Origin of the sequence: Nonomuraea sediminis (assembly GCF_018531495.1) — a bacterium.
Taxonomy (GTDB): Bacteria; Actinomycetota; Actinomycetes; order Streptosporangiales; family Streptosporangiaceae; genus Nonomuraea; species Nonomuraea sediminis.
In genome coordinates this window covers 804,094-827,311 of the sequence record NZ_JAHDTI010000004.1, presented here as the reverse complement: position 1 = coordinate 827,311, position 23,218 = coordinate 804,094, and the positions used below count along the sequence as shown (strand labels likewise).

General features: G+C 70.2%; 20 protein-coding genes and 1 pseudogene. 11 read left to right on the top strand and 10 right to left on the bottom strand.

Annotated features, from left to right (window positions below; translation table 11 throughout):
* Window positions 1–82: 82 nt before the first annotated feature.
* From KIK09_RS23650 to KIK09_RS23640, 3 genes are all read left to right on the top strand, one after another.
* Window positions 83–649 carry a GNAT family N-acetyltransferase gene (locus tag KIK09_RS23650; RefSeq protein ID WP_214321448.1) on the top strand — a complete coding sequence of 189 codons (567 nt, stop codon included), beginning with the start codon at window positions 83–85 and terminating at the stop codon, window positions 647–649.
* Window positions 650–673: 24 nt separating this feature from the next.
* Entirely contained in the window at window positions 674–3,022 is a 2,349-nt protein-coding gene (locus KIK09_RS23645) for an nSTAND1 domain-containing NTPase (RefSeq protein WP_214321447.1), read from the top strand.
* 166 nt (window positions 3,023–3,188) lie between these two features.
* Window positions 3,189–3,755 carry a DUF6461 domain-containing protein gene (locus KIK09_RS23640; RefSeq protein ID WP_214321446.1) on the top strand — a complete coding sequence of 189 codons (567 nt, stop codon included), beginning with the start codon at window positions 3,189–3,191 and terminating at the stop codon, window positions 3,753–3,755.
* A gap of 114 nt (window positions 3,756–3,869) precedes the next feature.
* Here KIK09_RS23640 and KIK09_RS23635 read toward each other — a convergent pair whose 3' ends face one another.
* Window positions 3,870–4,487, bottom strand: coding sequence for a TetR/AcrR family transcriptional regulator (locus KIK09_RS23635; RefSeq protein WP_214321445.1), 618 nt, complete (start codon window positions 4,485–4,487; stop codon window positions 3,870–3,872).
* A 108-nt stretch (window positions 4,488–4,595) separates the two neighbouring features.
* On the opposite strand from KIK09_RS23635, the gene KIK09_RS23630 reads away from it, so the two are divergent.
* Both KIK09_RS23630 and KIK09_RS23625 read left to right on the top strand, forming a co-directional pair.
* Entirely contained in the window at window positions 4,596–7,742 is a 3,147-nt protein-coding gene (locus KIK09_RS23630; RefSeq protein ID WP_214321444.1) for a bifunctional cytochrome P450/NADPH--P450 reductase, read from the top strand.
* Between the two features lie 25 nt (window positions 7,743–7,767).
* Window positions 7,768–8,451, top strand: coding sequence for a DUF429 domain-containing protein (locus KIK09_RS23625; protein WP_214321443.1), 684 nt, complete (start codon window positions 7,768–7,770; stop codon window positions 8,449–8,451).
* An 18-nt stretch (window positions 8,452–8,469) separates the two neighbouring features.
* Here KIK09_RS23625 and KIK09_RS23620 read toward each other — a convergent pair whose 3' ends face one another.
* Window positions 8,470–9,018 (bottom strand): TetR/AcrR family transcriptional regulator, encoded by a 549-nt coding sequence (locus KIK09_RS23620; RefSeq protein ID WP_308164252.1) that lies wholly within the window; start codon window positions 9,016–9,018, stop codon window positions 8,470–8,472.
* Window positions 9,019–9,104: 86 nt separating this feature from the next.
* Here KIK09_RS23620 and KIK09_RS23615 point away from each other — a divergent pair, with 86 nt between their 5' ends.
* Window positions 9,105–10,256 carry an FAD-dependent monooxygenase gene (locus KIK09_RS23615; RefSeq protein ID WP_214321442.1) on the top strand — a complete coding sequence of 384 codons (1,152 nt, stop codon included), beginning with the start codon at window positions 9,105–9,107 and terminating at the stop codon, window positions 10,254–10,256.
* On the opposite strand, the gene KIK09_RS23610 is transcribed toward KIK09_RS23615, so the two are convergent.
* Both KIK09_RS23610 and KIK09_RS23605 read right to left on the bottom strand, forming a co-directional pair.
* Window positions 10,165–11,043: a DMT family transporter gene (locus KIK09_RS23610; RefSeq protein WP_214321441.1), complete on the bottom strand. Its 879-nt coding sequence runs from the start codon at window positions 11,041–11,043 to the stop codon at window positions 10,165–10,167. The genes KIK09_RS23615 and KIK09_RS23610 overlap by 92 nt on opposite strands.
* A gap of 110 nt (window positions 11,044–11,153) precedes the next feature.
* Window positions 11,154–11,528 carry a VOC family protein gene (locus tag KIK09_RS23605; RefSeq protein WP_214321440.1) on the bottom strand — a complete coding sequence of 125 codons (375 nt, stop codon included), beginning with the start codon at window positions 11,526–11,528 and terminating at the stop codon, window positions 11,154–11,156.
* 79 nt (window positions 11,529–11,607) lie between these two features.
* Between KIK09_RS23605 and KIK09_RS23600 the strand changes: the two genes are divergently transcribed.
* From KIK09_RS23600 to secA2, 3 genes are all read left to right on the top strand, one after another.
* Window positions 11,608–12,114 (top strand): DinB family protein, encoded by a 507-nt coding sequence (locus KIK09_RS23600; protein ID WP_214321439.1) that lies wholly within the window; start codon window positions 11,608–11,610, stop codon window positions 12,112–12,114.
* A gap of 195 nt (window positions 12,115–12,309) precedes the next feature.
* Entirely contained in the window at window positions 12,310–13,164 is an 855-nt protein-coding gene (locus KIK09_RS23595; RefSeq protein ID WP_214321438.1) for a DMT family transporter, read from the top strand.
* Window positions 13,165–13,326: 162 nt separating this feature from the next.
* Entirely contained in the window at window positions 13,327–15,477 is a 2,151-nt protein-coding gene (gene secA2 / locus KIK09_RS23590) for an accessory Sec system translocase SecA2 (protein ID WP_308164251.1), read from the top strand.
* Here the strand turns inward: secA2 and KIK09_RS23585 are convergent.
* Window positions 15,474–16,280 carry an SAM-dependent methyltransferase gene (locus KIK09_RS23585; protein WP_214321437.1) on the bottom strand — a complete coding sequence of 269 codons (807 nt, stop codon included), beginning with the start codon at window positions 16,278–16,280 and terminating at the stop codon, window positions 15,474–15,476. The genes secA2 and KIK09_RS23585 overlap by 4 nt on opposite strands.
* A gap of 112 nt (window positions 16,281–16,392) precedes the next feature.
* Between KIK09_RS23585 and KIK09_RS23580 the strand changes: the two genes are divergently transcribed.
* Window positions 16,393–17,124, top strand: coding sequence for a hypothetical protein (locus tag KIK09_RS23580; RefSeq protein ID WP_214321436.1), 732 nt, complete (start codon window positions 16,393–16,395; stop codon window positions 17,122–17,124).
* 64 nt (window positions 17,125–17,188) lie between these two features.
* On the opposite strand, the pseudogene KIK09_RS57950 reads toward KIK09_RS23580, so the two are convergent.
* A pseudogene (locus KIK09_RS57950) lies at window positions 17,189–18,136 on the bottom strand (acyltransferase family protein); the annotation flags it as partial.
* A 104-nt stretch (window positions 18,137–18,240) separates the two neighbouring features.
* Between KIK09_RS57950 and KIK09_RS23575 the strand changes: the two are divergent.
* Complete coding sequence (locus tag KIK09_RS23575) at window positions 18,241–18,390, top strand: GPGG-motif small membrane protein (RefSeq protein WP_214321435.1); 150 nt, start codon at window positions 18,241–18,243, stop codon at window positions 18,388–18,390.
* A gap of 40 nt (window positions 18,391–18,430) precedes the next feature.
* On the opposite strand, the gene KIK09_RS23570 is transcribed toward KIK09_RS23575, so the two are convergent.
* The 4 genes from KIK09_RS23570 to KIK09_RS23555 are packed head-to-tail and all read right to left on the bottom strand — an operon-like array spanning window position 18,431 to window position 23,129.
* Complete coding sequence (locus tag KIK09_RS23570; RefSeq protein ID WP_214321434.1) at window positions 18,431–20,146, bottom strand: beta-galactosidase; 1,716 nt, start codon at window positions 20,144–20,146, stop codon at window positions 18,431–18,433.
* 10 nt (window positions 20,147–20,156) lie between these two features.
* Window positions 20,157–20,990 (bottom strand): carbohydrate ABC transporter permease, encoded by an 834-nt coding sequence (locus KIK09_RS59360; protein WP_214321433.1) that lies wholly within the window; start codon window positions 20,988–20,990, stop codon window positions 20,157–20,159.
* On the bottom strand, window positions 20,987–21,937 hold the full coding sequence (locus KIK09_RS23560) for a carbohydrate ABC transporter permease (RefSeq protein WP_214321432.1): 951 nt from the start codon (window positions 21,935–21,937) through the stop codon (window positions 20,987–20,989). The genes KIK09_RS59360 and KIK09_RS23560 overlap by 4 nt, the downstream gene beginning before the upstream one ends.
* Before the next feature lies 1 nt (window position 21,938).
* Window positions 21,939–23,129 carry an ABC transporter substrate-binding protein gene (locus KIK09_RS23555; protein WP_214321431.1) on the bottom strand — a complete coding sequence of 397 codons (1,191 nt, stop codon included), beginning with the start codon at window positions 23,127–23,129 and terminating at the stop codon, window positions 21,939–21,941.
* Window positions 23,130–23,218 lie beyond the last annotated feature (89 nt).

Sequence of the window (23,218 nt, the reverse complement as noted above, 5' to 3'; positions counted from 1 at the left end):
GTATGCGTGTCGACAGGTGGTCCTCCGCAATCTCCCCCATGTGGCCATAAAGGCTGGTCAAGCGTCCCGATAGGGTGCGGCCATGACCGCGAAGATGCCCGGCCCCGTGGTGCTCGAGAACGACGTCGTGCGCCTGGAACCGCTCACCCTGTCGCACGTGCCGGACCTGTTCGACGCGGGCGGCGGCGACGACGAGCTGTGGCGCTGGATCACCACGACGCCGCGTACCAAGGAGGAGCTGGCCGCGCTGGCGTCCCTGGTGATGACCGAGCACGTGCCCTTCGCGGTGATACTCAAGGCCACGGGCCGCGCGGTGGGCTGGACCACCTACATCGACGTGCCCGGGTTCGACGACAGCGTCGAGATCGGGTGGACCTGGTACGGCCGGGCGGTCTGGCGTACGGCGGTCAACACCTCGTGCAAGATCCTGCTGATCGACCACGCGTTCTCGCTCGGCTACAACCGGGTGATGCTCAAGACCGACCACCTCAACCTGCGCTCGCAGGAGGCGATCAGGCGCATCGGCGGCGTGCACGAGGGGACCCTGCGCCGGCACAAGAAGCGTCCCGATGGCACCTGGCGCGATTCGGTGTATTTCGGCATCCTCAAGGAAGAATGGCCACACCATCGGGATCGTCTGAACCGTTAGCCGAAGGGCGGCGTCAAACCCCGCATGACTGATCGGCTGGGAGGCTACTGGTTGGGCGCCCGGCTCGGCAGCGGCGAGGTGTTCGAGGCCTACGACGAGTCGGGGCAGCGCCGTGCCCTGCGCGCCCTGCCGGTGGACTCCGACGCCGCCAAGGCCGCCCTCCAGGTGCACTCCCTGCACGTGGCCGACCTGGTCGAGGTCGCCACGACCTACCTGGTCAGCGAGTACGTCGAGGGGATGAGCCTGCGGCGGGTCGTCGACGAGCACGGCCCGTACGCCGTCGGCGACCTCTACCGCCTGGCGACCGCCACGGCGACGGCCCTGGCGGCCATCCACGAGGCCGGCGCGGTGCACGGGTCGCTCGATCCCGGCCGGGTGCTGCTCACCGATTCGGGTCCGCGGCTCATCGGGCTGGGCGTCGCCTCGGGCGAGCCCGCCGACGACGTGTACGCCTGGGGGCAGGTGCTGCTCTACGCCGCGCGCGGGGCGGAGCCGCTCGACCGGCAGTTGCGCGGGCTGGCGGCCGCGGCCACCTCCAGGGACCCCAGGAAACGGCCCGGCGCCAGGCAACTGCTGTTGTCACTGCTCGACGCGCCGCAGTCCCAGCAGGGCCGGCTGCTGCCGCCCGAGCCGGTCCACGATCCCGGTCTCGGGGGGCTCGCCGAGGAGGTCTTCCTCGGGCTCAGCCACCCGGACCAGGGGCTGGTGCCCGAGATCTTCCTCCGCCTCGTCACCACGGACGCCTCAGGGTGCGCGCCGGTCCCCCTGGACGAGCTCCTGTCCGGCCGCACGCCCGACCAGGTCGCCTCCCTCGGCCGCATCCTCACCGCGTACGGCGAGGCCACCCTGTTATCCGTGCCGCCCGACGACGCGGAGGGCGGCACGGTGGAGGTGGTGTGGCCCGCGCTGTTGTGGGCCTGGCCGCGGTTACGGGAGTGGGCGGAGGCGGAGCGGGTCGGGCTGGCCGTACATCGGGATCTGGCGCGGGCGGCGCGGCGGTGGGAGGGTGGCGGGCGGCGGGACGCCGAGCTGTACCGGGGCGAGCGTCTCCGGCAGGCGCTGGCGTGGGCGGCCAGCGGCCGGCGGCACCTGACACTGAACGCCGACGAGCAGCGCTTCATCGACGCGGGGATCGCGGCCGGGCGCCGGCGGGGGCGGCTGGCGGTGCTGGCAGCGGTGGTGTCCGTGGCGCTGGTGGCGGCGGGCGTGGCGATCTGGCAGAGCGGCTCGGCCGAGGACCGGCTGGACCACGCGATGGCCCGGGTGGCGGCCTCCCGGGCGGAGGCGGTACGGCTGGCCGACCCGGTCCTGGCGCGCGAGCTGAGCCTGGCCGCGTGGAGCCTGGCGCCGGTGACCGAGGCGCGGCGGGCGCTGGCCCGCTCGGACGCCGACGCGGCGGTGGGCGTCTTCACCGACCCGCACGCCAACGACCGTTCCGTCTACGCGATCAGCGACGACGGCGGCAGGCTGGCCGCGCTGACCGACGGCACGCTACGGGTGTACGACCTGCGGACCGGCGCCGAGATCGCGCAGTCGCCTGGCCCGGAGCAGAGCGTGCGGGCGATGGCCTGGTCGCCGGTCTCCGACACGCTCGCCCTGGTCGGCGTGGATCGGACCTACCTGTGGAGCAGCGCGTCGGGGATGGGCCCCGCCTTCGGCCGCGGGCTCGGTGCGCCCGGCCAGCAGACGGCGTGGTTCAGCCCAGGCGGCGGGCTGCTGTTCGCCGCGGCCCGGCAGTCGGGCGAGCGCTGGGTGTGGGACCTGCGGATGCGGCGCTCGGTCTACGCCGATGACGACGTGGTGGTGGGGCCGCGCGACGCGGTGGCGCTGGAGTTCGCGGGCAAGGGCTCGTCCGTGCGGCGTTACCCCTCGGGCGCGCGTACGGCGGCGCCGTGGCTGGACCGGATGCCGTGGGAGTACACGGTCTTCGCGCCCGACGGGGAGCGGGTGGCGATCGCCGAGGAGACCGGCGTCCAGGTCTACCGCCTCGACGGGGTGCCCGTGCTGCCGGTCCGGCTGCGTCCCTCGCCCGGCGCGCTGCGTTTCAGCGCGGACGGTCAGCTGCTGGCCAGCACGGACAACGACCGGCTGCGCGTGTGGCGCCTGGCCGACGGCGCTCTGGTGGCCGACCGCCAGGTCCCCACCGCCGCGGACCGCCCCGCCCAGGCCCGCCTCGACGCCTCGGGCCGCTGGCTGCGCGTCCTCGCCGGGCGCGGCACGGTCCTGACGATCGACCTGGCCCACGCCGCCTCCCCGGTCCCTCCCGAGCAGGCCGCCGCCACGATCTGCACCCACTACGGCCCGTTCACCGAGTCCGACTGGAACCACCACCTGCCCGAGGTCCCCTACCACCCCCTGTGCCCCCACGACTGACCCAAGGGCCGGACCTGGGCACCGGGCCTTTCAGGCGCAGGGTCGGTTGGGCTGTTCGTCGGCGATGTCGGCGCTCCGTATGGCGAGCAACCAAGACGTGCTTTTCTGTCGTCCGCGCCTGGCATCCTCTGTCCTGCCCAACCCCCAGCGCGCGAGGAGCAGCCGGATGACCCCCGAAAACTATGCTTGGTTCGACGGGCACGATGAGGCCTTGGCGATGGCGTTCTGCATCGCCTTCGTGCGGGGCCTCACCCCGGCCGAGGCCTTCGCCCGGCTGGACATCACCCCCGAAGAGGAAGCCGAAGTAGAGGATCTGCTCGACGAGGGCGCGATCACGGCGAGCGCGGTCGAGGGCGGCACGATCCTGGTCGAGCCGAACGGTTTCGCAGGCACGCTGGACACCGTGGCCAAGCGTCTGTCGCCGGGAACGGTGATGGCTTCGGTGTTCCTGAACGTCAACGCCGACCAGCAGTTCGTTTACGCCGCGGACGGGCAGGTGGTGACCCAGTTCGAGCCCGACTACCCTGACGCTCGCTCCGGCGCGGACGAGAATCGGCTGCTCCCGTCCATGATCGAGCTGGGCATGCCCACCGAGAATGCCGACACCGAGGAGGACTGGGGCGATCCGATCCTGATCGCTTTGGCACTGGCTGAGCGGGTGACCGGGGTACGGCTGACGCCGCAGGCGATAGACGAGCCGGAGCTGATCGGCTCCACTGCGCATCTGACATGACCTCCGGCCTGGCAGCCGGTCGGGAGAACCACGCCAACTCCCTTGGCTGCACGGCCGCAGGCGCTCGGTGGGCGGCCAGGACGTACGCCCGCCGGGCTGTCCACCAGCCGGCCGTCAGAGATCAGGAAGCGGCTTCGTGGCGATCGTGTGCGCCTCGTCCGGCTCCAGCCCGAGCATGAGCAGGAGCCGCTCGGCGAGTTCGTCCCAGGCGTCATCGCCCACGGCCTCGGGAGCGGCAAGGGACAGGTGGATCAGGGTGAGGATGGAGCCGAGCGTGGCGGCCAGCCCGACGTGCGGGTCGATGGCGCGGAACCGTCCGGTTTCGCCGCCCTCGGCGAGGATGCTGTGCACCCGTCCCGCGATGCCGTCCTCGGCACGGAGGTACGGCAGGCCGTACCTGTCGAGCACCTGGACGAGTTGCGGATCGGCGCCCACCAGCCGTGCACCGAAGCGAATCGACGTCGCGAACGCCTCGGCGGGGTCGTTCATCCCCTGCCGCAGCCGGTCGAGGATCACGCCGACCTCCTCGAGCGCGTCGAGGATGGCGGCACGGAAGAGGTCGGCCTTGCTGTCGAAGTGGTTGTAGAACGAGCCGAATCCGACGTCGGCGAGCTCGGTGATCTCCTGGATGCTCGCCTGCGGCAGGCTGTCGGTCTCCGCGAGCAACGCACGGGCGGCGACCAGCAGCTTGCCGCGGGTCTCCGCCTTACGCCGCTCCAGCCGCGAACTCATGAGCCACAGTATAGGCATCACATGTGATGTAAACATCAGTTTTGGATTCGGCGTCAGATTCTGATGAAACCATCACATACCGTGGAGGCGTCCCGAAGGAGGTCTTTCATGAGCGCATATGAGGCGATCCCTCAGCCGAAGCCCCACCCTCTGCTGGGGAACCTGCCCGACATGGACAAGGAGGTCCCGATCCGGGGGCTCATGCGACTGGCCCGCGAGCACGGTCCGGTCCTCAAGCTCGGCCTGCCCGGCCAGAGCCTGATCCAGGTGAGCAGCCAGGAGCTCGTCACGGAGCTGTGCGACGAGAGCCGGTTCGAGAAGAAGCTGCACGCTCCCCTGGTCCAGGTCCGCGACTTCGCCGGGGACGGCCTGTTCACCGCCGACACCGTCGAGCGGAACTGGGGCAAGGCGCACCGCGTCCTGATGCCCGCGTTCGGTCCCGCCGCGCTGCGCCCGATGTTCGACGGCATGGCCGACATCGCCGAGCAGCTCCTGCTCAAGTGGGAGCGCCAGGGCGAGAACCAGGTGATCGACGTCGCGGACAGCTGCACCCGGCTGACGCTCGACACGATCTCGCTGTGCGCCTTCAGCTACCGGTTCAACAGCTTCTACGCCGAAACGATGCACCCGTTCGTCGGCGCGATGGCCGACGCGCTCACCAAGTCCGGGGAGCGCACCCAGCGCTTGCCGTTGCAGAACCGGCTGATGCTGCTGACCCGCCGGCAATACGAAGAGGACAAGAGCGTCATGTACGCGATCGCCGACGAGCTCATCGCCGAGCGGCGGCGCAACCCCTCGCCGGAGGGCCGGCACGACATCCTCGACACGATGCTCCACGCGACCGACCCGGAGACCGGGGAACCGCTCGACGACGAGAACGTCCGCTACCAGATGGTCACCTTCCTCATCGCGGGCCACGAGACCACCAGCGGGTTGCTCACCTTCACCCTCTACGAGCTGCTCCGCAACCCGGACACCCTGACCAGGGCCCGCGAGGAGGTCGAGCGCGTGCTCGGCGACCGGGCGCCCCGCTACGCGGACCTCACCAAGCTGGGCTACCTCGACCAGGTGCTCAAGGAGTCGCTGCGGCTGTGGCCGACCGCACCCGCCTTCGCGGTCAAGCCACTCGAGCAGGAGACGACGATCGGCGGGCGCTACCGGGTGACCAGGGACGACACCCTCCTGGTGCTGACCCCGGCGCTGCACCGCGACCCGGCCGTCTGGGCGGACCCTGAGCGGTTCGACCCGGACCGGTTCTCCTTCGACAAGGCCCAGCAGCTGCCGCCTGACGCGTGGAAGCCGTTCGGCAACGGGGTTCGCTCGTGCATCGGCCGGGGTTTCGCGCTGCAGGAGGCCCAGCTGTTCCTGGCCATGCTGCTGCAGCGCTTCGACCTGTTCGCGGCCGATCCCGACTACGAGTTGAAGATCCACCAGACGCTCACGATCAAGCCGGAGGGGTTCGGCATCCGGGTCCGGCGCAGGCCGGTCACGATCACCAGCGAGCCCGGCGCCGCCAAGGCCGAACGGCCTCAGGTCGAGTCCGCCGCCAACGGCATCCCGCTCCGCGTGCTGTACGGGTCGAACGCGGGGACGGCGGAGGCGTTCGCGCAGCGCATCGCGGGTGACGCCCGCCGGCGCGGCTACACCGTGGAGCTCGGCACGCTCGACAGCGCCACGGACGACCTCTCCCCCGAGGGCGCCCTGGTGATCGTCACCGCCTCGTACGAGGGTCTACCACCCGACAACGCCCGAAATTTCGTGACCTGGACGGAGGACCTGCCCTCGCTGGCCGGGGTGAAGTATGCCGTGTTCGGGTGCGGCAACAAGGACTGGGCGCGCACCTACCAGCGCATCCCCACCCTCATCGACGACCGCCTGGCAGCCGCCGGAGCGCAGCGGCTGGTCGAGCGCGGCGAGGCCGACGCGCGCGGCGACTTCTTCGGCGACTTCGACGCCTGGTACGAGCACTTCTGGGAGAAGGCCGGCGCCGAGTTCGGCCAGACTCACGCCGATCCCGCGCCCTCGTCCCAGCTGGAGGTCACGTTCACCGGCGCCATGCGTGACCCGTTGCTGCGCGGCAACGACCTGCGGCTCGGCACCGTCGTCGCCAACCGCGAGCTCGTCGACCTGTCCCGGCCGAACGCCCGCTCCAAGCGCCACCTCGAGATCGCCCTGCCCGAAGGTGCGACCTACCGCACGGGCGACTATCTCGCGGTGCTGCCGCTCAACCCCGCCGCGACGGTCGACCGGGTGCTGTCCCGATTCGCCTTGGCGTATGACGCGCAGGCCATACTCAGTTCCGTCGGGCCGACGTTCCTGCCCACCGACCGGCCCATCGCCGTGGGCGAGCTGCTGGGCTGCTACGTCGAGCTTTCGCAGCCCGCCGGGCGGCGCCAGATCGCACAGCTGGCCGAGGCCACCGCCTGCCCGCCTGAGAAGGCGGCGCTGCTGCGGCTGATCGCCGACGAGCAGACCTACGCCGGCGAGGTGCTCGACCGCCGGGTCAGCGTGCTCGACCTGCTGGAACGCTTCCCCTCGGTGCAGCTGCCGTTCGCGACGTACCTGCAGCTCCTCACCCCGCTGACGCCGCGGCAGTATTCGATCTCCTCCTCCCCGCTGTGGAGTGAGGACCACGTCACGCTGACCGTTGCCGTCCTGTCCGCGCCCGCGCTGTCAGGTTCGGGGATCCATGAGGGCGCCGCCTCCACCTACCTCGCCGGGGCCCGGCCTGGCACCAAGGTGGCCGTCACGGTCCGCCCGTCCAACGTGGCCTTCCACCCTCCGCAGTCGCCGGCGACGCCGGTCGTCATGGTCTGCGCGGGCTCCGGCGTCGCCCCGTTCCGCGGCTTCGTCCAGGACCGAGCCCTTCGTGCCGAAGCCGAGGGTGTGACCCCCGGGCCCGCCCTGCTGTTCTTCGGGTGCGACGCCCGTGACACCGACCTGCTGTACGCCGACGAGTTCGCCCAGTGGGCGCCGGCAGTGTCGCTGCGACCCGCCTTCTCCGAGCAGCCGGAGGGCGAGGTCCGCTTCGTCCAGGACCGCCTGTGGGCCGACCGCGCCGACGTGGTCGAGCTCGTACGGCAGGGCGCCGTGTTCTACGTCTGCGGCGACGGGCGCCGGATGGCGCCGGCCGTCTACGACACGTGCCTGCGCATCTACCGGGACGCCACCGGCGCCACCGCAGAAGAGGCGCAGGCCTGGCTGTCCGACATGGAACGCGACCGCAGCCGCTACGTCGCCGACGTCTTCGCCTGAACCGTCCAGGAGGGACCATGGCGTTATGCGGGTGCTCGGCATCGACGGATGCAAGCGGGGTTGGATCGGCATCGCCGTACAAGGGAAGCTCGCACACGCCTACTTCGCACCGCGGATCGGCGAGCTGGTCTCGGCGGCCACGCAGGACGGGGAGCTCGACGTCGTGTCCGTCGACATACCGATCGGCCTGCCTGATCGCGGGCGCAGGGAGGCCGACGTCCTGGCCAGGCAGGCAGCAGGCGCACGCTGGGCGTCGGTGTTCATGACGCCGACCCGGGCGGCGCTGGAGGCCGAGGACTATGCGGCTGCGGTCGCGATCAACCGGCGGCTGGCCGGTGAAGGGATCTCGCGGCAGGCATTCGCCCTGAAGGAGAAACTGCTGCAGGTCGACCGGTGGATCGGCCTGACGGATCACAAGGTCGTCGAGGTCCATCCGGAGGTCTGCTTCGCCGAGCTGGCCGGGGCGCCACTGCCGGTCGGCAAGACGACCTGGGCAGGTGCCGAGCGCCGGCGCGCCCTGCTCGAAGGCGCCGGCATCGCGGTTCCCCGGGACCTCGGTACGGCCGGCGCGATGGCGGGCGTGGACGACGTTCTGGACGCCGCGGCCGCGGCCTGGACGGCGCGACGCGTCGCCACGGGCGGAGCTCGCTGCATGCCCTCGCCGCCGCAGACGTTCGGCGACGGCGTCGCCTGCGCCATCTGGGTGTGATCGCACGCCGTACAGCGGTCAGGAGGCGAGGATCCCGGCGAGGAACTCGCGCATCATCGTGGACAGCTCGTCGAGCGTCGGCTCGACGCCCGCGCCCACGATCGCGTCGAACATGATGCCCTCCCCGAAGGCGACGAGCTGCCGCGCGTGCCGCACCGGATCGCGCGACCCCGCGGCGGCCAGCATCGGCACGACGGGATCGCGGAACAGGCGGCCCGCCTTGTCGTAGATCGTGCGCAGCTCGGGCCGCCGCGTCGCCTCCAGGGCGAGTTCGTAGCGGGCCAGCGTGCGCCGCTTGTCCCGCAACTGGGTGTGCAGGATCAGGGCCATCTGCCCGCCCAGGTCCGGGTGTTCGGGCAGCACCGGGCTGTTGAAGACCGCTGCCTCCAGATCGGTCAGCCGCGACAGGGTGAGCTCGAGCAGCGCGGCCCTGGTGCGCGCCAGGTTCGAGGTGGAGCCGGGTGGCAGGCCCGCGATCTCGTCGACGGCGCGGTGGGTGAGCCCGCGCATGCCCCGCTCGGCGAGCAGGGTGATCGCCGCCTCGGCTATCGCGTCTGACCTCTTCACGGAACCCGATACTACACTTGCAGTCCGAACTACAGCCGTAGTATGGTTCAACTACAGACGTAGTTTTCCCTGAGGAGTTGGCGGAAATGCCGAAAGCGGTGGTGATCGGTGCGGGCATCGGCGGGCTGACGGCGGGGCTCGCGCTGCGCGGCGAGGGTTGGGAGGTCACGGTGCTCGAGCAGGCGGACAGGCTCGACCCGGTGGGCTCAGGGCTGGCCATCGCGGCCAACGCGCTGCGCGCCCTCGACACACTCGGCCTGGGCGACCAGGTGCGCAAGCTGTCCAGGCTCCAGGGCCAGGCCGGCATCAAGCGCCCCGACGGCCACTGGCTGGTGCACACGACCGAGGACCTGGCCCAGGAGCGCTACGGCGACTCGGTGGTGGTCATGCTGCGCGCCACGATGGTGGAGCTCCTCGCCGACGCGCTGGGCCCGGTACGGCTCGGCGTCACCGTCACCGCGGTCGATCCCGACGCCGGGACCGTGCACGCCGGGGACGAGGTGCTCGAGGCCGACCTGATCGTCGCGGCCGACGGGATCCACTCGGCCACCCGCAGAGCCCTGTTCCCCGAGCATCCGGGGCCGCGGTATTCGGGCGTGACCGCCTGGCGCGGGCTCGTCCCCCGCTCGGCGCTGCCCGCGGCGCCCATCCGCAGCTCGGAGACCTGGGGCCGCGGGACGGTCTTCGGGCTGCACGAGCTGGCGGGCGACCTGGTGTACTTCTACGCCACCGATCTGTCCCCCGCGGGGGCGGTGCACGCGGACGAGCGCGAGGAGCTGATCAGGCGCTTCGGCGGATGGCACGACCCGATCCCGGCGCTGCTGAACGCCGCCGAACCCGGGCGCATCCTCCGCAATGACGTGTACTTCCTGGACGAGCCGATCCCCGCGCTCCACCGCGGCAAGGCGGCGCTGGTCGGCGACGCGGCCCACCCGATGACGCCGAACCTGGGCCAGGGCGCCTGCCAGGCCATCGAGGACGCGGTCGTCCTGGCCCGCACGCCCCGCCTGGCCGACTACACCGCCACGCGGATGGAGCGCACCAGGGACATCGTGCGCAAGTCGTGGACGATCTGCCGGGCGACCAAGCTGCGCAACCCGCTGGCCGTACGGCTGCGCGACGCGGGCCTGTCGCTGGCCACGCGGCTCAGTTCAGATCTGATGTTGCGGTCAGCGGACGCGATTCTGTCGTGGCGACCACCGGCTTCGAGTGATCAGGAGCCAGGCGCCCGAGCGTGATCGTGCCGCCGATGGTCAGCGCGGCGGCGATCATCGCGGGGATCGCCGTCGACGGGCTCGTGGGCAGCGGCTCCCCCAGCAGGATCGCGCCCGCGAGCACCGAGGTGATCGGGTCGATGACCTGCACGCCCGCGTAGGCGATGCCGAAGTACCCCACCGCGTAGGACCGCTGCAGCAGCACCACCGCGCAGACCAGCAGCACGGGCACGGCCACCGTGAACCAGTGCAGCAGCCGCCCCCAGTCGCCCTGCATGCCGCCGCCCACCACGCGGACGAACGTCGACACGCTCGCGGTCACCACGCCCGCCCCCACGGACAGCAGCAGCGCCTTGGACGGCCCGTGCGCCCGCTTCCCCAGCACCTGGGTGACCAGCACGATCAGCCCGATCACCGCCAGGAAACCGAGCGCCGCCCCGGTGCTCAGCCGCGGCGTCACGCTGTGCTGCGGCACCAGCAGCATCAGCCAGAGCAGCCCCACGGCCACGGCGATCGACCCGAGGATCTCGGCCCGGTACGGCCTGCGCCCGTACATGAACGCGGCGAGCGGGACAGCGAAGACCAGCGTGGCCACGCTGATCGGCTGCACCGCCACCAGCGGCGCGAAACTCAGCGCCACGGCGTGCAGGCACGCTCCGGTGAACCCGATCACTCCGCCGATCCACCACCTGGGGCGGCGGACCAGCCTCAGTGTCGCGCCCTCGGCGACGGCCTCGTACTGCTGCATGGCCGCCCCGACGGCGTATCCCAGCGCCCCCGCCAGCGCGATCAGCACCCCGACCAAGGTCATCGGCGGCTACGCAGGGGTATGGATCCTTCCAAGAGCATTGCCCCAGCTTATGGGGCCGGGAAAGTAGTTAAATCCTTCCTTGGGCCGATATTGCTCACCGCGTTGAGGGGCTAGGAGCGTTCGGGGCAGACGCAGAACAGGTGGCCTTCCGGGTCCTGCAGGACCACCCAGCCGGTGCCCTCCTCGGTGATGCCGGGCTGGAAGTCGGGGCGGGTCGCGCCGAGCTCGAGGTACTCCCCGACCGCCTTCTCCACGTCCGGCACCCGGAAGTCGAGGTGGAACTGCTTGTCCGGCCCCGGCCACACGGCGGGCTTGCGGTCGGGCACGCGGCCGAAGTAGATGTTCGTCGTGCCGTCCCCCACGGCGGCGTACTCGTCCTCCGAGTACTGGATCTCCAGGCCGGTGATCGCGTGGTAGAACTCGGCCATCTTCTTGGGCTCGGCGCAGTCAATGGTGAACGCCAGGAGCTTCGCCTTCGTCGTCATGGCTCAACCCTCCCAGCCATACCTGCCATCCTCTGTCACGTATCCGAAGAAAGCAGGTGGATGCGATAACTTGCGCGGCATGACCGACAATCGCGTGCCGCCGCCTTACGCCGGGGACGAGCGGACGATGCTGAACAACTGGCTCGAATGGCACCGTGGGACGCTCATCATGAAGTGCGAGGGGCTGACCGAGGAGCAGCTCAGGGAGCGTTCGGCTCCGCCGTCCACGCTGTCGCTGCTCGGCCTGCTGCGGCACATGGCGCACGTGGAGCGGGCCTGGTTCCGGCACGTGCTCAACGACGAGGACATTCCGCGCCTGTGGGGCAAGGACACCCGGCAGGACGCCGACTTCGACGACGTGGACACGGCCTCGGCCGAGGAGGCCTTCGCGGTGTGGCAGGAGGAGGTCGAGATCGCCAGGAAGCTGTCGGCCGCCCTGCCCATGGAGGCGATCGGCAAGCGTCAGCGCAACGGCGAGGACGTGACGCACCGCTGGGTCCTGGTGCACATGATCGAGGAGTACGCCCGGCACAACGGCCACGCCGACCTCATCCGCGAACGCGTCGACGGCGTCGTCGGCGACTAGCTTCCCCCAGGAAACAGGTCGAGAGTGTGTGGGCCGAAACGGTAGGTTGGGGCGCATGTCCCGGTTTCTGATCTGCTCTCCGCCCGCCGCCCGCTAGCGGGCGGCCGATCCTGACGTAACCGGGTCCAGGCGATCCGGGGATGGTTGCTGCCCGCGAGACGGGCCGAATCCCAACCATCTCTCGGAGAAGCTTTCATGACGCATGTGTCCGTGCGCCGGGGCGCCGTCTACGTATCCGTCGCCGCTGCCGCGTGGGGCACCGGCGGAGCCGCGGGATCCCTGCTGTTCCAGACCGGCGGCCTGAACGCCGTCGGCGTCTCGTTCTGGCGCTACCTGCTCGGCGCCGTCTTCCTGGCCCTGGTCACCCGGGTCACGCGGGTCCGGGGCCCGCTGGTTCTCGTGGTCGGAGCCGGGATGGCCGTCTACCAGACCGCCTACTTCGGGGCGATCGCCCTGTCGGGCGTGGCGGTGGCGACCGTGGTGACGATGGGTGCCACACCGGTGTTCACCGCACTGGGCGGCCGCGTCCTCCTCGGCGAGCGCCTGGGCCGGGCCGGCTCGCTCGCCCTGGTGGGCGCGCTGACCGGTCTCGTCCTCCTCACCGCCCCCGCGGCCCAGAAGGCGACAGGACAGCTGGGCGGGATCGGGCTCGCGCTGCTGGCCGCCGCCGGGTACGCGGGTGTCACCCTGCTGTCCAGGCGCTTCCGCGGCGACCCGGCCGGCACGGCCGTCGGCGGGTTCGTCGTCGCGGCGGCGTGCCTGCTGCCGTTCGCGCTGGTCGACGGGCTCGTGCCGCGGTTCAGCGCCATGTCCGCCGGGCTGCTGATCTACCTCGGCGCGGTCCCGACGGCCCTGGCGTACGGGCTGTTCTTCCGTGCGCTGACGGCGTTGCGCGCCACCACCGTGTCGATCATCTCGCTCGGTGAAGCCGTGGGGGCCGCTGTGCTGGGCGTGGTGGTGTTCGGCGAGCGGCTGTCCGCGCTCGCCTGGGTGGGCTGCGCCTGCCTGCTCGCCGCGGTCGCGGTGCTGACCGCACGCGCCGACGGGTGAGGCAGGGCGTCTTATGAGTTAAGGTCCGGTACGGCGGCGCCTGCCGTACCGGAGCTCATCAAAACGGGGCATCAGGGGAACGGTGCCGACAGAGCGCGCGTTGGAGGAACTGTGGCCTCGATTTCCGGAATTGTCAGGAGCCTCCTGGACCGTCCAGGGGGCGTGAACCTGACCCCGTACAAGAAGGTCGTCAGGTCCGCCAACGAGCGGGCCGACCGGATCAGGAAGCTCGAGGAGCTCCCGGAACCCGCGATGGACGACCTGGCCGAGTTCTGTGCCGTGGCGCGCGAGGCGGCCGACAGGACCCTGGGCCTGCGGCCCTACGACGTGCAGTTGCTCGGCACGCTGGCGCTGCTCGACGGGAAGGTCGCCGAGATGGCGACCGGCGAGGGCAAGACCCTGTCGGGCGCGATGGCCGCGGCCGGGTACGCGCTGCAGGGCAAGCGCGTGCACGTCATGTCGGTCAACGACTACCTGGCCAGGCGCGACGCGGAGTGGATGGCACCGCTGTACGAGGCGCTCGGCGTGTCGGTCGGCTGGATCGGCCAGAACTCGAGCCCGGACGAGCGGCGCGAGGCCTACCAGAAGGACGTCCTGTACGGCCCGGTCAGCGAGATCGGCTTCGACGTGCTGCGCGACAGGCTGCGGACGGACCCGGCCGAGATCATCGTGCCCCAGCCGGAGGTCGCGCTGATCGACGAGGCCGACTCGGTGCTGGTGGACGAGGCCAGGGTGCCGCTGGTGATGGCCGGCGCCTCCGACGCGGGCACGGCGGTACCGGAGATGGCGGCGCTGGTGCGGACCCTGGTCCGCGGCTACCACTACGAGATCGACGAGCAGGCGCGCAACGTCTACCTGACCCCCAAGGGCGCCGACAGCGTGGAGAACCTCCTCGGCGTCGAGCTCTACGACGAGCACGACCCGGGCACGCTGACCGAGCTGAACCTGGCCCTGCACGCGCACGCCCTGCTGGCCAAGGACGTCGACTACATCGTGCGCGACGGCAAGGTCCAGCTCATCAACCCCAGCCGCGGCCGGGTCGCGCTGCTGCAGCGCTGGCCGGACGGCCTGCAGGCGGCGGTCGAGGCCAAGGAGGCCCTCCCGCCGAGCGAGAAGGGGGAGATCCTGGACTCCATCACCGTCCAGGGCCTCATCCGCCGATACCCCGAAATCTCAGGCATGACGGGCACGGCCGTCGCCGTGAGCGAGCAGCTCGGCGAGTTCTACGGCCTGAAGGTGGCCGTGATCCCGCCCAACAGGCCGTGCGTGCGCGAGGACGAGCCCGACCGCATCTACCCCACGGTCCCCGACAAGGACGCGGCCCTGGTCGAGGAGATCCAGGCCGTCCACGCCACCGGCCGCCCCATCCTCATCGGCACACTCGACGTCGCCGAGTCCGAGAACCTGGCCAAGCTCCTGCAGCGTCGCGGCATGGAGCCGGTCGTGCTCAACGCCAAGAACGACGCGGAAGAGGCCGCGATCATCGCCAAGGCGGGCGAGAAGGACGCGATCACGGTCTCCACCCAGATGGCCGGCCGCGGCACCGACATCCGCCTCGGCGAGGGCGTGGCCGAGACCGGCGGACTCTACGTGATCGGCTCGGGCCGCCACGCCAGCAGCCGCCTGGACGACCAGTTGCGCGGCCGCGCGGGCCGCCAGGGCGACCCCGGCGGTTCGGTCTTCTTCGTCAGCATGCAGGACGACCTGATCACCCAGTTCATCCCCGACGAGCGCCCGCCCGCCGCCGACCCCGACGGGATCGTACGGCACCGCCGCGGCGCCTACCTGGTCGGTCACGCCCAGCGCGTGGCCGAGGGCGTCAACCTGGAGATCCACCGCAACACCTGGCGCTACACCCGCCTGCTCGAGCACCAGCGCGAGCTCATCCTGGAGTGGCGCGACAAGGTCCTGCACAGCGACGCCGCCGCCGAGGCGCTGGCCGAGGCCCATCCCGAGCGCTGGGCGGAGCTGCCGGAGGACACCAGGGACGAGACGGCCAGGCAGATCGTGCTGCACGCGATCGACCGCTGCTGGACCGAGCACCTGGCGTTCCTGACCGACCTGCGCGAGGGCATCCACCTGCGGGCGCTGGGCAGGATGAGCCCGATCGACGAGTTCCACAGGGAGGCCGTGGCCGAGTACAAGGCGCTGCTCGCCGAGGTGGAGCGCCGCTCGGTGGAGTCCTTCGAGGCCCCGGAGCCGGACCTGAACCGGCCCACGGCCACCTGGACCTACCTGGTGCAGGACAACCCGTTCGGCACCGAGTGGGACCGCATCCTCAAGCGCGTCACCTCGGCCACCCGGCGCGGCTAGGGTTTGCGGCCGACGCCGCCCAGCAGCAGGCGCTCCCAGGGAGCGAGCGGGGCGGTCGGCCGGTCGGGACGCCACTCGGGCAGGTGCACCACGCCCGGCTCGACCAGCTCCAGCCCGTCGAAGTAGCGCTCGATGGCCTCGCGGGATCGGAAGTGGCCGGTGCCCATCGTGGCGAGCAGCATCGCCTCCAGCGCCTTGGCCTGCGGGTTCGGCGCGGCCATCATGTTGGAGACCGCCAGGTGGCTGCCGGGCGGCAGCACCTCCATGTACTGCCTGACCAGGCCGTGCGGGTCGTCCCTGTCGGAGAACAGGTGCAGCAGCCCGATCGCCAGCACCGCCACCGGGCGGGAGAAGTCGATGACCCGCACCAGCGCGGGATGGCCGAGCACCGCGTCCACGTCGCGGGCGTCGGCGGTGACCGCGACGGCGTTCCCGGTGTCCCGCAGCAACTGCCGCGCGTGCAGCTCGACCATCGGGTCGACGTCCACGTAGACGACGCGGGTGCCGGGCGCGGCGAACTGGGCGACCTCGTGGGTGTTCTCGATCGTCGGCAGCCCGGCGCCCAGGTCGATGATCTGCCGGATCCCCGCCTCGCGTACCAGGAAGTCGACCACCCGCCCGATGAAGGCGCGGTTGCACCAGACGAGCTCCACCACCTCGGGCACGGCCGTCCTCAGTCTCCTGGCCACGGCCCTGTCGGCCGCGTAGTTCTCGGTCCCGCCGAGCAGCGCGTCGTGCACGCGGGCGACGCTCGGCCTGGTCGGATCCACGCCGGGCGGAGCCCATTCGGGGGAAGTGCTCACGGCGCGGATGCTGCCACAATTTCCGGGCGCTGTCCGCAGTTGGCAGCCGGTTGTAATCCGCAGTTATCCGTACTTGACCAGCACTTGTGCATACGGCTGGCAAAGTCGGATCATGAGCCACTGGTTCGCCGCAGAAATCATCGGAGGGGGGCGGCTCCGGCTCTTCTGCTTTTTCGTGATGTTTCTGGCGACATTCCTGTTCATTCGATTCAGCGTGCGCATGATCAGGAAGCAGGTGAAGTGGTGGCCGGGTAATGTCACGCCCGGTGGGCTGCACATCCATCACGTGGTCTTCGGCATGGTGCTCATGTGCCTGGGCGGGATCGGCGGCCTGGCCGTACAGGATCCGCGGTCCTGGGTGGCGGCGCTGGCCGCGGGCGTGCTGGGCGTGGGGACGGCGCTGGTGCTCGACGAGTTCGCGCTGGTGCTGCACCTGGACGACGTCTACTGGGCCAAGCGGGGCAGGCTCTCGGTCGACACGGTGTTCATGGCGGGGGCGCTGACCGGGCTGGCGCTGGTGGGGGTGAGCCCGCTGGCGATCGACGCGTTCGACGAATCCGTGCTGAACGGCACCCTGACCGTGCTGACGAACCTGATCTTCGCCTCGGTCTGCCTGCTCAAGGGCAAGGTGTGGACCGGGCTGATCGGCCTCTACCTCACGCCGCTGGCGTTGATCGGTGCCATCCGGCTGGCGCGCCCTGGATCGCCATGGGCACGGTGGCGTTACCGGGAAGGCTCTCGGAAGCTGGCGCGGGCCGCATGGCGGGAACAGCGCTACCGCGAGCCGATCGAGCGGGCCAAACACGCTTTCCAAGATCTGGTCGCGGGGCGGCCCAGCGCTTGATCAGCGGCGCGACGGGCCGCTCGACGAAGCGGTGCGCCGCGTAGGCGGCCGCGCACATCAGCGCGATCGTGCCGTAGAGCAGCACGTGCTTGTCGACCGCGTCGCCCACCCTGTTGATCAGGATGAAGCCGATGTGGGCGTGCAGCAGGTAGAGGGGGTAGGTCAGCGCGCCCGCGGTGACCATCCACGGCTTGGCGGCGAAGCGGGTCACGCGCAGCGCCACCAGCGTCATGACCAGGAAGATGACCACGACCACCGCCACGATGACCGCGTGGGAGTAGCCCACCGAGTACCGCCGCCCGACCGCGTCGGCGTAACCGATGGCGCGGAAGACGGCGTTGCCCAGGCAAAGCGGCACCAGCAGCGCGATCTGCCGGTCGATCCCGAACTTGTAGAGCAGGAACAGCGCCATCCCCGCGATGAAGTAGTGCGAGAACTCCGACTGGATCAGCAGGTCGGCGGCGTGGGGCAGGAACCCGGTCTCGGCCAGCACCGTCAGCCCGAACCAGGCCCACAGCCCGATCATGACCCGGTTACGCGTGGTCCCGATCCAGGTGAGCACCAGGATCAGCAGGTAGAAGCGCATCTCCGCCCACAGCGTCCAGTACACGACGTCCACGTTGGCCACGTCGGGCACCGCCTGGAACATCGTCAGGTTCATCAGGACCTGCGGCGGCGTCACCTTGAACAACCCAGCGCCCAGCGTCACGGTGACCAGCACGGTCAGCCCGATCCCCACCCAGTAGGCCGGATACAGCCGCGAGATCCGCGACACCATGAACGCCCGCGGGCTCCTGCCCCACGCGCTCATCAGCACGACGAACCCGCTGATCAGGAAGAACAGGTCGACGCCCAGGTAGCCGTACTTCGACCAACCACTCTCGGCCGAGAAGGCCACCGTGGTGGTGCCACCGACCCAGCTGGAGAAGGTGTAGTGGAAGAAGACCACGCACAGCGCGGCCAGCAGTCGCAGCCCGTCGATCTCGTAGAGCCTGTCCGTCCTGGTTCGCATGCCTCTACGGTCTTCATGACGGTTGACGCGTCACTGACGGCCGCTTGACGAGCGGTTGCAGGGCTCTTAGTTAAGGCGGGCTCTCCCAGGGCAGTGGCGTTCTCATGGCTACATTGCTCTGGATCATCGCGGTAATCCTCGTCATCTCCGGGATCTACGTGATCCTGGCCCGGCGCGACCTGCTCTGGGGGATCGTGCTGATCGTCCTCGGATTCCTGATCGGGCCGGGCGGCATCAGCATCTTTCACGTTTAGGGATCGCGGGCCGGGAGATCGGTTCCGGCCCGCTCGCCGTTCAACGGGTGTGGATGACGATGAGGTCGGCAGGGGCGGGGGCGGTGAGGTGTTCGTTGGCGAAGGTGATCGAGGCTGTCTCGTAGGAGTCCAGGTGGGCGTTGGTGCCCTTGATGACGACGTCGTCCAGGTAGCCGTTCACCAGGCGGACCACGGCGGCGCCGCCGCGGGCGCAGACGAGTTCCACGTCACCGAGCGGGGTCGACACCGTGACGGGGCCGGTGTTCGAGTCCTGGACCAGGACGATCAGGTAGGCCACGGAGGCGTCGGCACGCCAGTAGGCGTCGGCGTCACCACGTGTGACGACAACCGTGGGCTGACAGATCTCAGAGAGTGTCAGCGCACCGTCCAACTCTCTCGCCCCTGATGGCCGGACGGCCTCGGGCAACCCGGGAGGCACGACCACGACGGGGAAGCCGTCCAGGGCCGGGGAGGTCTCCAGGTCCACGAGGGCGTAGTCGCAGCCGAGCGACCGCATCTCCGCGTGGAAGGACAGCAGGGCCTCGCCCAGACCGCCTGAGGCGGCCAGCGGCGCGTACAGGCCGAACGCCGCCGCGCGGGCGGGCTCGCAGGCCAGGAACTCTTCGCCGTGCACGGCGAAGAAGTCCGCCAGCGCCCGCACCACCGGCGCCTTCTCCGTAGGCAGCCCGTCGGGCCCGATGGGCGCCCTGTCCGGGTACGGCGGAGCGTGCACGGAATCCAGCGACGCCGACCACGTCGAGGTCGCGACCCCCGTGTACACATTGAACCCGGTCGCCCCCGCCGCCAGCGCGAGCAGCGACTGGTGGAAGCTGGTGGCCCCGTCGGCGTACGCGGCGTCGTAGAGTGTGGCGAACCCCCAGTTCTCCTCCAGGTTCGGCCCGGGCGCCCGCTTGGCGGCGATCACGTACCTGGCCTGCGCGGAGGGATCGGCCGACACCACGCCCATCCAGTTGGTGAACCCGTAGGTGATCCCGTCCCACGAGGCGGGCCGCACCCGCGCCAGCCAGTCGTCGAGCTCCTCGATGGTGGGCGGGTTGAGGTTGACCACCACGGGTAGCGAGGTCCCCAGCGCGTCGGCCCACGTCCGGTAGACCGTGGCGAGGTAGGCGGCGTGGAAGCGCCCCCAGTCGGGTCCCGAGGGCGGATTCTCGTTGCCGTACAGCGAGCGGAAGAGGGCCAGGCCGGAGGGGCTGTAGTCGTAGGCGGTGAGCGGCAGCGCGCCGTTGGTGTAGACGCCCTCGTTGGCGATCTGCCAGCCCGCCACGCGGTCGCCGATCTCCTTGCCCACCGCCGACAGCCACTGCGTGACCTTGCCCAGGAACGCGGGCCCCAGCGGCGCCGGCAGCGCCCTGCCCATCCAGCGCGACGGCTCGCCGTGGACGTCGAGCAGCGGCTCGATGTCCGGGTCGGCCGCGGGGTCCACCCAGTCGGGCAGCCCGCCGTAATCCAGTTCGGCGTGCACGAACGGCCCCGGCTTGGCGATCACCGTCAGCCCGAGCGAGTCGCAGAGCTCCAGGTAGTCCAGGACGTCGCCGAACGCGGGCGGCCGGTCGGGCGCGGGCTGGTGGTGCCGCCACGGCACGTAGCTGGTGATCACCGATATCCCCAGCTCGTCCCGTACGGCACGCAGCCGATCCGCCCACACCGCCGGGTCGTCGCGGTAGTAGGGGTAGTCGGCGGTGACGAGCACCTGAGGCCGGCCGTCGACGACCGCCACCCCACTGACGAACTCCATGCACAAGCTCCTAGGCCTTGAGACCGGTGAAGGCGATGCCCTGCAGGATGCGCCGCTGGAAGATCAGCAGCACCCCGATGACGGGCAGGACGGCGAGCGTCGCGCCCGCCATGATGTAGTAGGCGCGGCCGCCGTCGGGGCTTGCCACGAGCTGCTGCAACGCCAGCGGCAGCGTGTACAGGTCGGGGTCGTTGGTGACCACGAGCGGCCACACCAGGTCGTTCCAGTGGTAGAGGAAGCTGGTGATCGTCACCACGGCCAGCACCGGCTTGGACAGGGGCAGCACGATCCGCCAGAACACCTGCAGCCGCCCGGCCCCGTCGATCAGCGCGGCCTCCTCCAGCTCGGCCGGGATCGACAGGAAGAACTGCCGCAGCAGGAAGATGTCCAGCACCGAGGCGATGTTGGGCACGATCAGCCCCCACCCGGAGTCGAACATGCCCAGCGCCTGCGTGACGTGCAGCCGCGGCACGAGCAGCGTGATCGTGGGCACCATCATCCCGGCCAGCATGATCACGAACAGCTTGTCCCGCCCGGGGAACGGCACCCTGGCGAAGGCGTAGGCGGCCAGCGCGTCGATCAGCAGCTTGGCGGGCACCAGGATGAGGCAGACCCACACGCTGTTGACGAAGGCGTTGCCGAGCCCGCCGATGTCGAGCACGTAGGAGTAGTTGTCGAGCGTGCCCGCCCACTCGCCGGTCTTGCGGTCGAGGGGCAGCAGCTGCGGCACCTTGGTGTAGATGTCCTGGCCGTGCTTGACGGAGGTGGCCAGCATCCACAGGAACGGCACCACCGAGACGGCCGACAGCAGGACCAGCGCGACGTAGATCGACGCCTTCCTCACGACGCCTCCTGCTTGACGAAGCGGAACTGCAGCGCCGTGACGATCATGATGAACACGAGCAGGATGAACGACATCGCGCAGGCGGCTCCCATCGCGTCGTAGCGGAACGCGAACAGGTACAGGTGCAGCACATAGGTGAGCCCCGCCTGCTCGGGCCCGCCCGTGACGCTCCGGCCGGCCCCCGAGAAGATCACGTACACCAGGCCGAACACCTGCAGCGCCGCGATGACGCCGGTGACCAGCAAGTAGAACGTGGTCGGCCGGAGCATGGGGAACGTCACCCGCCAGAACCGCTGCCACGGTCCCGCCCCGTCGATGATCGCTGCCTCGGTGATCGACGAAGGGATCCCCTTCAGCCCCGCCAGGTAGATGATCATCGAGATCCCGCACTGCCAGGCCGCGATGAACGCCAGCGCGGGAATGACGAGCGAAGGGGTGTTGAGCCAGTTCTGCCCGGGGATGCCGAACAGGCCGAGCACGGCGTTGATCAGCCCGTACTGCGGGTCGTAGAGCCAGCGCCAGATCGCGCCGACGGCGGCCTCGGCGGTGACCACGGGCAGGAACAGGAGCAGGCGGAACACGTTCGAGCCCCGCCGTACCGCGTTGATCAGGAGCGCCTGGACCAGCGCGGAGACCAGGGTGAGCGGCACGGCCAGCAGGGTGTACTGCAGGGTGACGCGCACGGCCTTCCAGAAGTGCGGGTACTTGACGTCGTCGAAGAGCAGGTCGGCGTAGTTGCCCAGGCCCACCCAGGAGGCCGGCGAGCGCAGGTTCCAGTCGGTGAAGCTGTAGTAGAGCGCCGACAGCGCCGGATAGAGCAGGAAGACCACGAAGTAGACCAGCGCGGGCGCCACGAGCAGCCAGCCGATGAGGTGGTCGCGGCGTCGCGCCCCGAGCCGGCGGGCGACCGTGACGGCCGCCCGCTCGGTGATCACCGGTGCCGCCATGTCAGCCGTTCCAGCCCAGCAGCGAGCGCGTCTTGGCGGCCGCGTCGCTGAGAGCCTGCTGGGCGGTGGTCTTGCCGGTCAGCGCCGACTCCAGCGCCGGGGCGATGATCTCGTCGTTGACCTGGATCCACTGCGGGACCGCGGGCCTGGCGTGCGCCACCTTGAGCTGGGCCAGGAACGCGGCCTGCTCGGGGCCGCCGGCCACGACCTGGGCCTTGAGGTTGACGGGGAAGCCGCCGAGCGCGTCGGCCAGCGGGCCGTTGTGCTCGGCGTCGGTGAGGTAGCCCAGCCACTTCCAGGCCAGGTCGGCGTTCTTGCTGGTGCTGAACACGACGGAGTTCTCGCCGCCGATGTTGCCCGCGGGCTCGGTGTTGTACGGCAGCGGCGCCACGCCGAAGTCCAGGTCGGGGAACTGCTCGTGGATGGTGGGCACGTCCCAGGGGCCGGAGATCTCCATCGCGGCCCTGCCGTTCTCGAAGGGCTTGTCGGAGTCGGTGATCTTGCGGGGCGAGTACTTCATCAGGTCGACCCAGAGCTGCAGCGCCTCCACGGCCTTGGGCTGGTCGAAGAGGATCTTCTTGTTCTGCTCGTCGACCAGCTGGCCGCCGTTGCCCGCCACCACGCCGGGCCACATCCAGGCGCCGTAGCCGTCGCCCTTGGGCACGTTCATGCCGGCGATGTCGGGGTTGGCCTGGTGGACGCGCTCGGCGGTCTGCTTGAGCTCCTCCCAGGTTTTCGGCGGCGTGGGCACCAGCTTCTTGTTGTAGAAGAGCGCGACGCCGGTCTGGTCGACGGGCAGGCCGTACAGCTTGCCGCTGGCCCGGTTGGTGTCGAGCGCGCCCTTGTAGAAGGCGCTCTCGTCGACGTTCTGGGCCGGCTTGATGGTGCCGTCGAGGGCGAACTTGGAGACCAGCGGCTGGTCGAGTATCCCGGCGTCCGGCGCGCCGCCGCTGGCCAGGGCGCTGCCGAGCTTGGTGTTGTAGTCGTCCTTGGGGATCTTGATGAGCTTGACCGTGACTCCCGGGTTGGCCTTCTCGAAGTCCTTGCGGATCTTCTCGATGACCTGCCCGGCCTGCGGAGTCCGATCCTGGTACATCCAGTAGGTCAGGGTCTTGGCATCCGAGCTCTTGCCACCGCCACAGGCGGTGAGACCGACCACGAGCGCCACGACGGCAGCGATTCCTCGGATCATCTCGTACTCCTCGTCGGGGGGATTGCCCAGACCATAATGTAAGGTTCGAAAAAAGTCATGGGCCCCCTGAAATACGATGATCTGGAAGG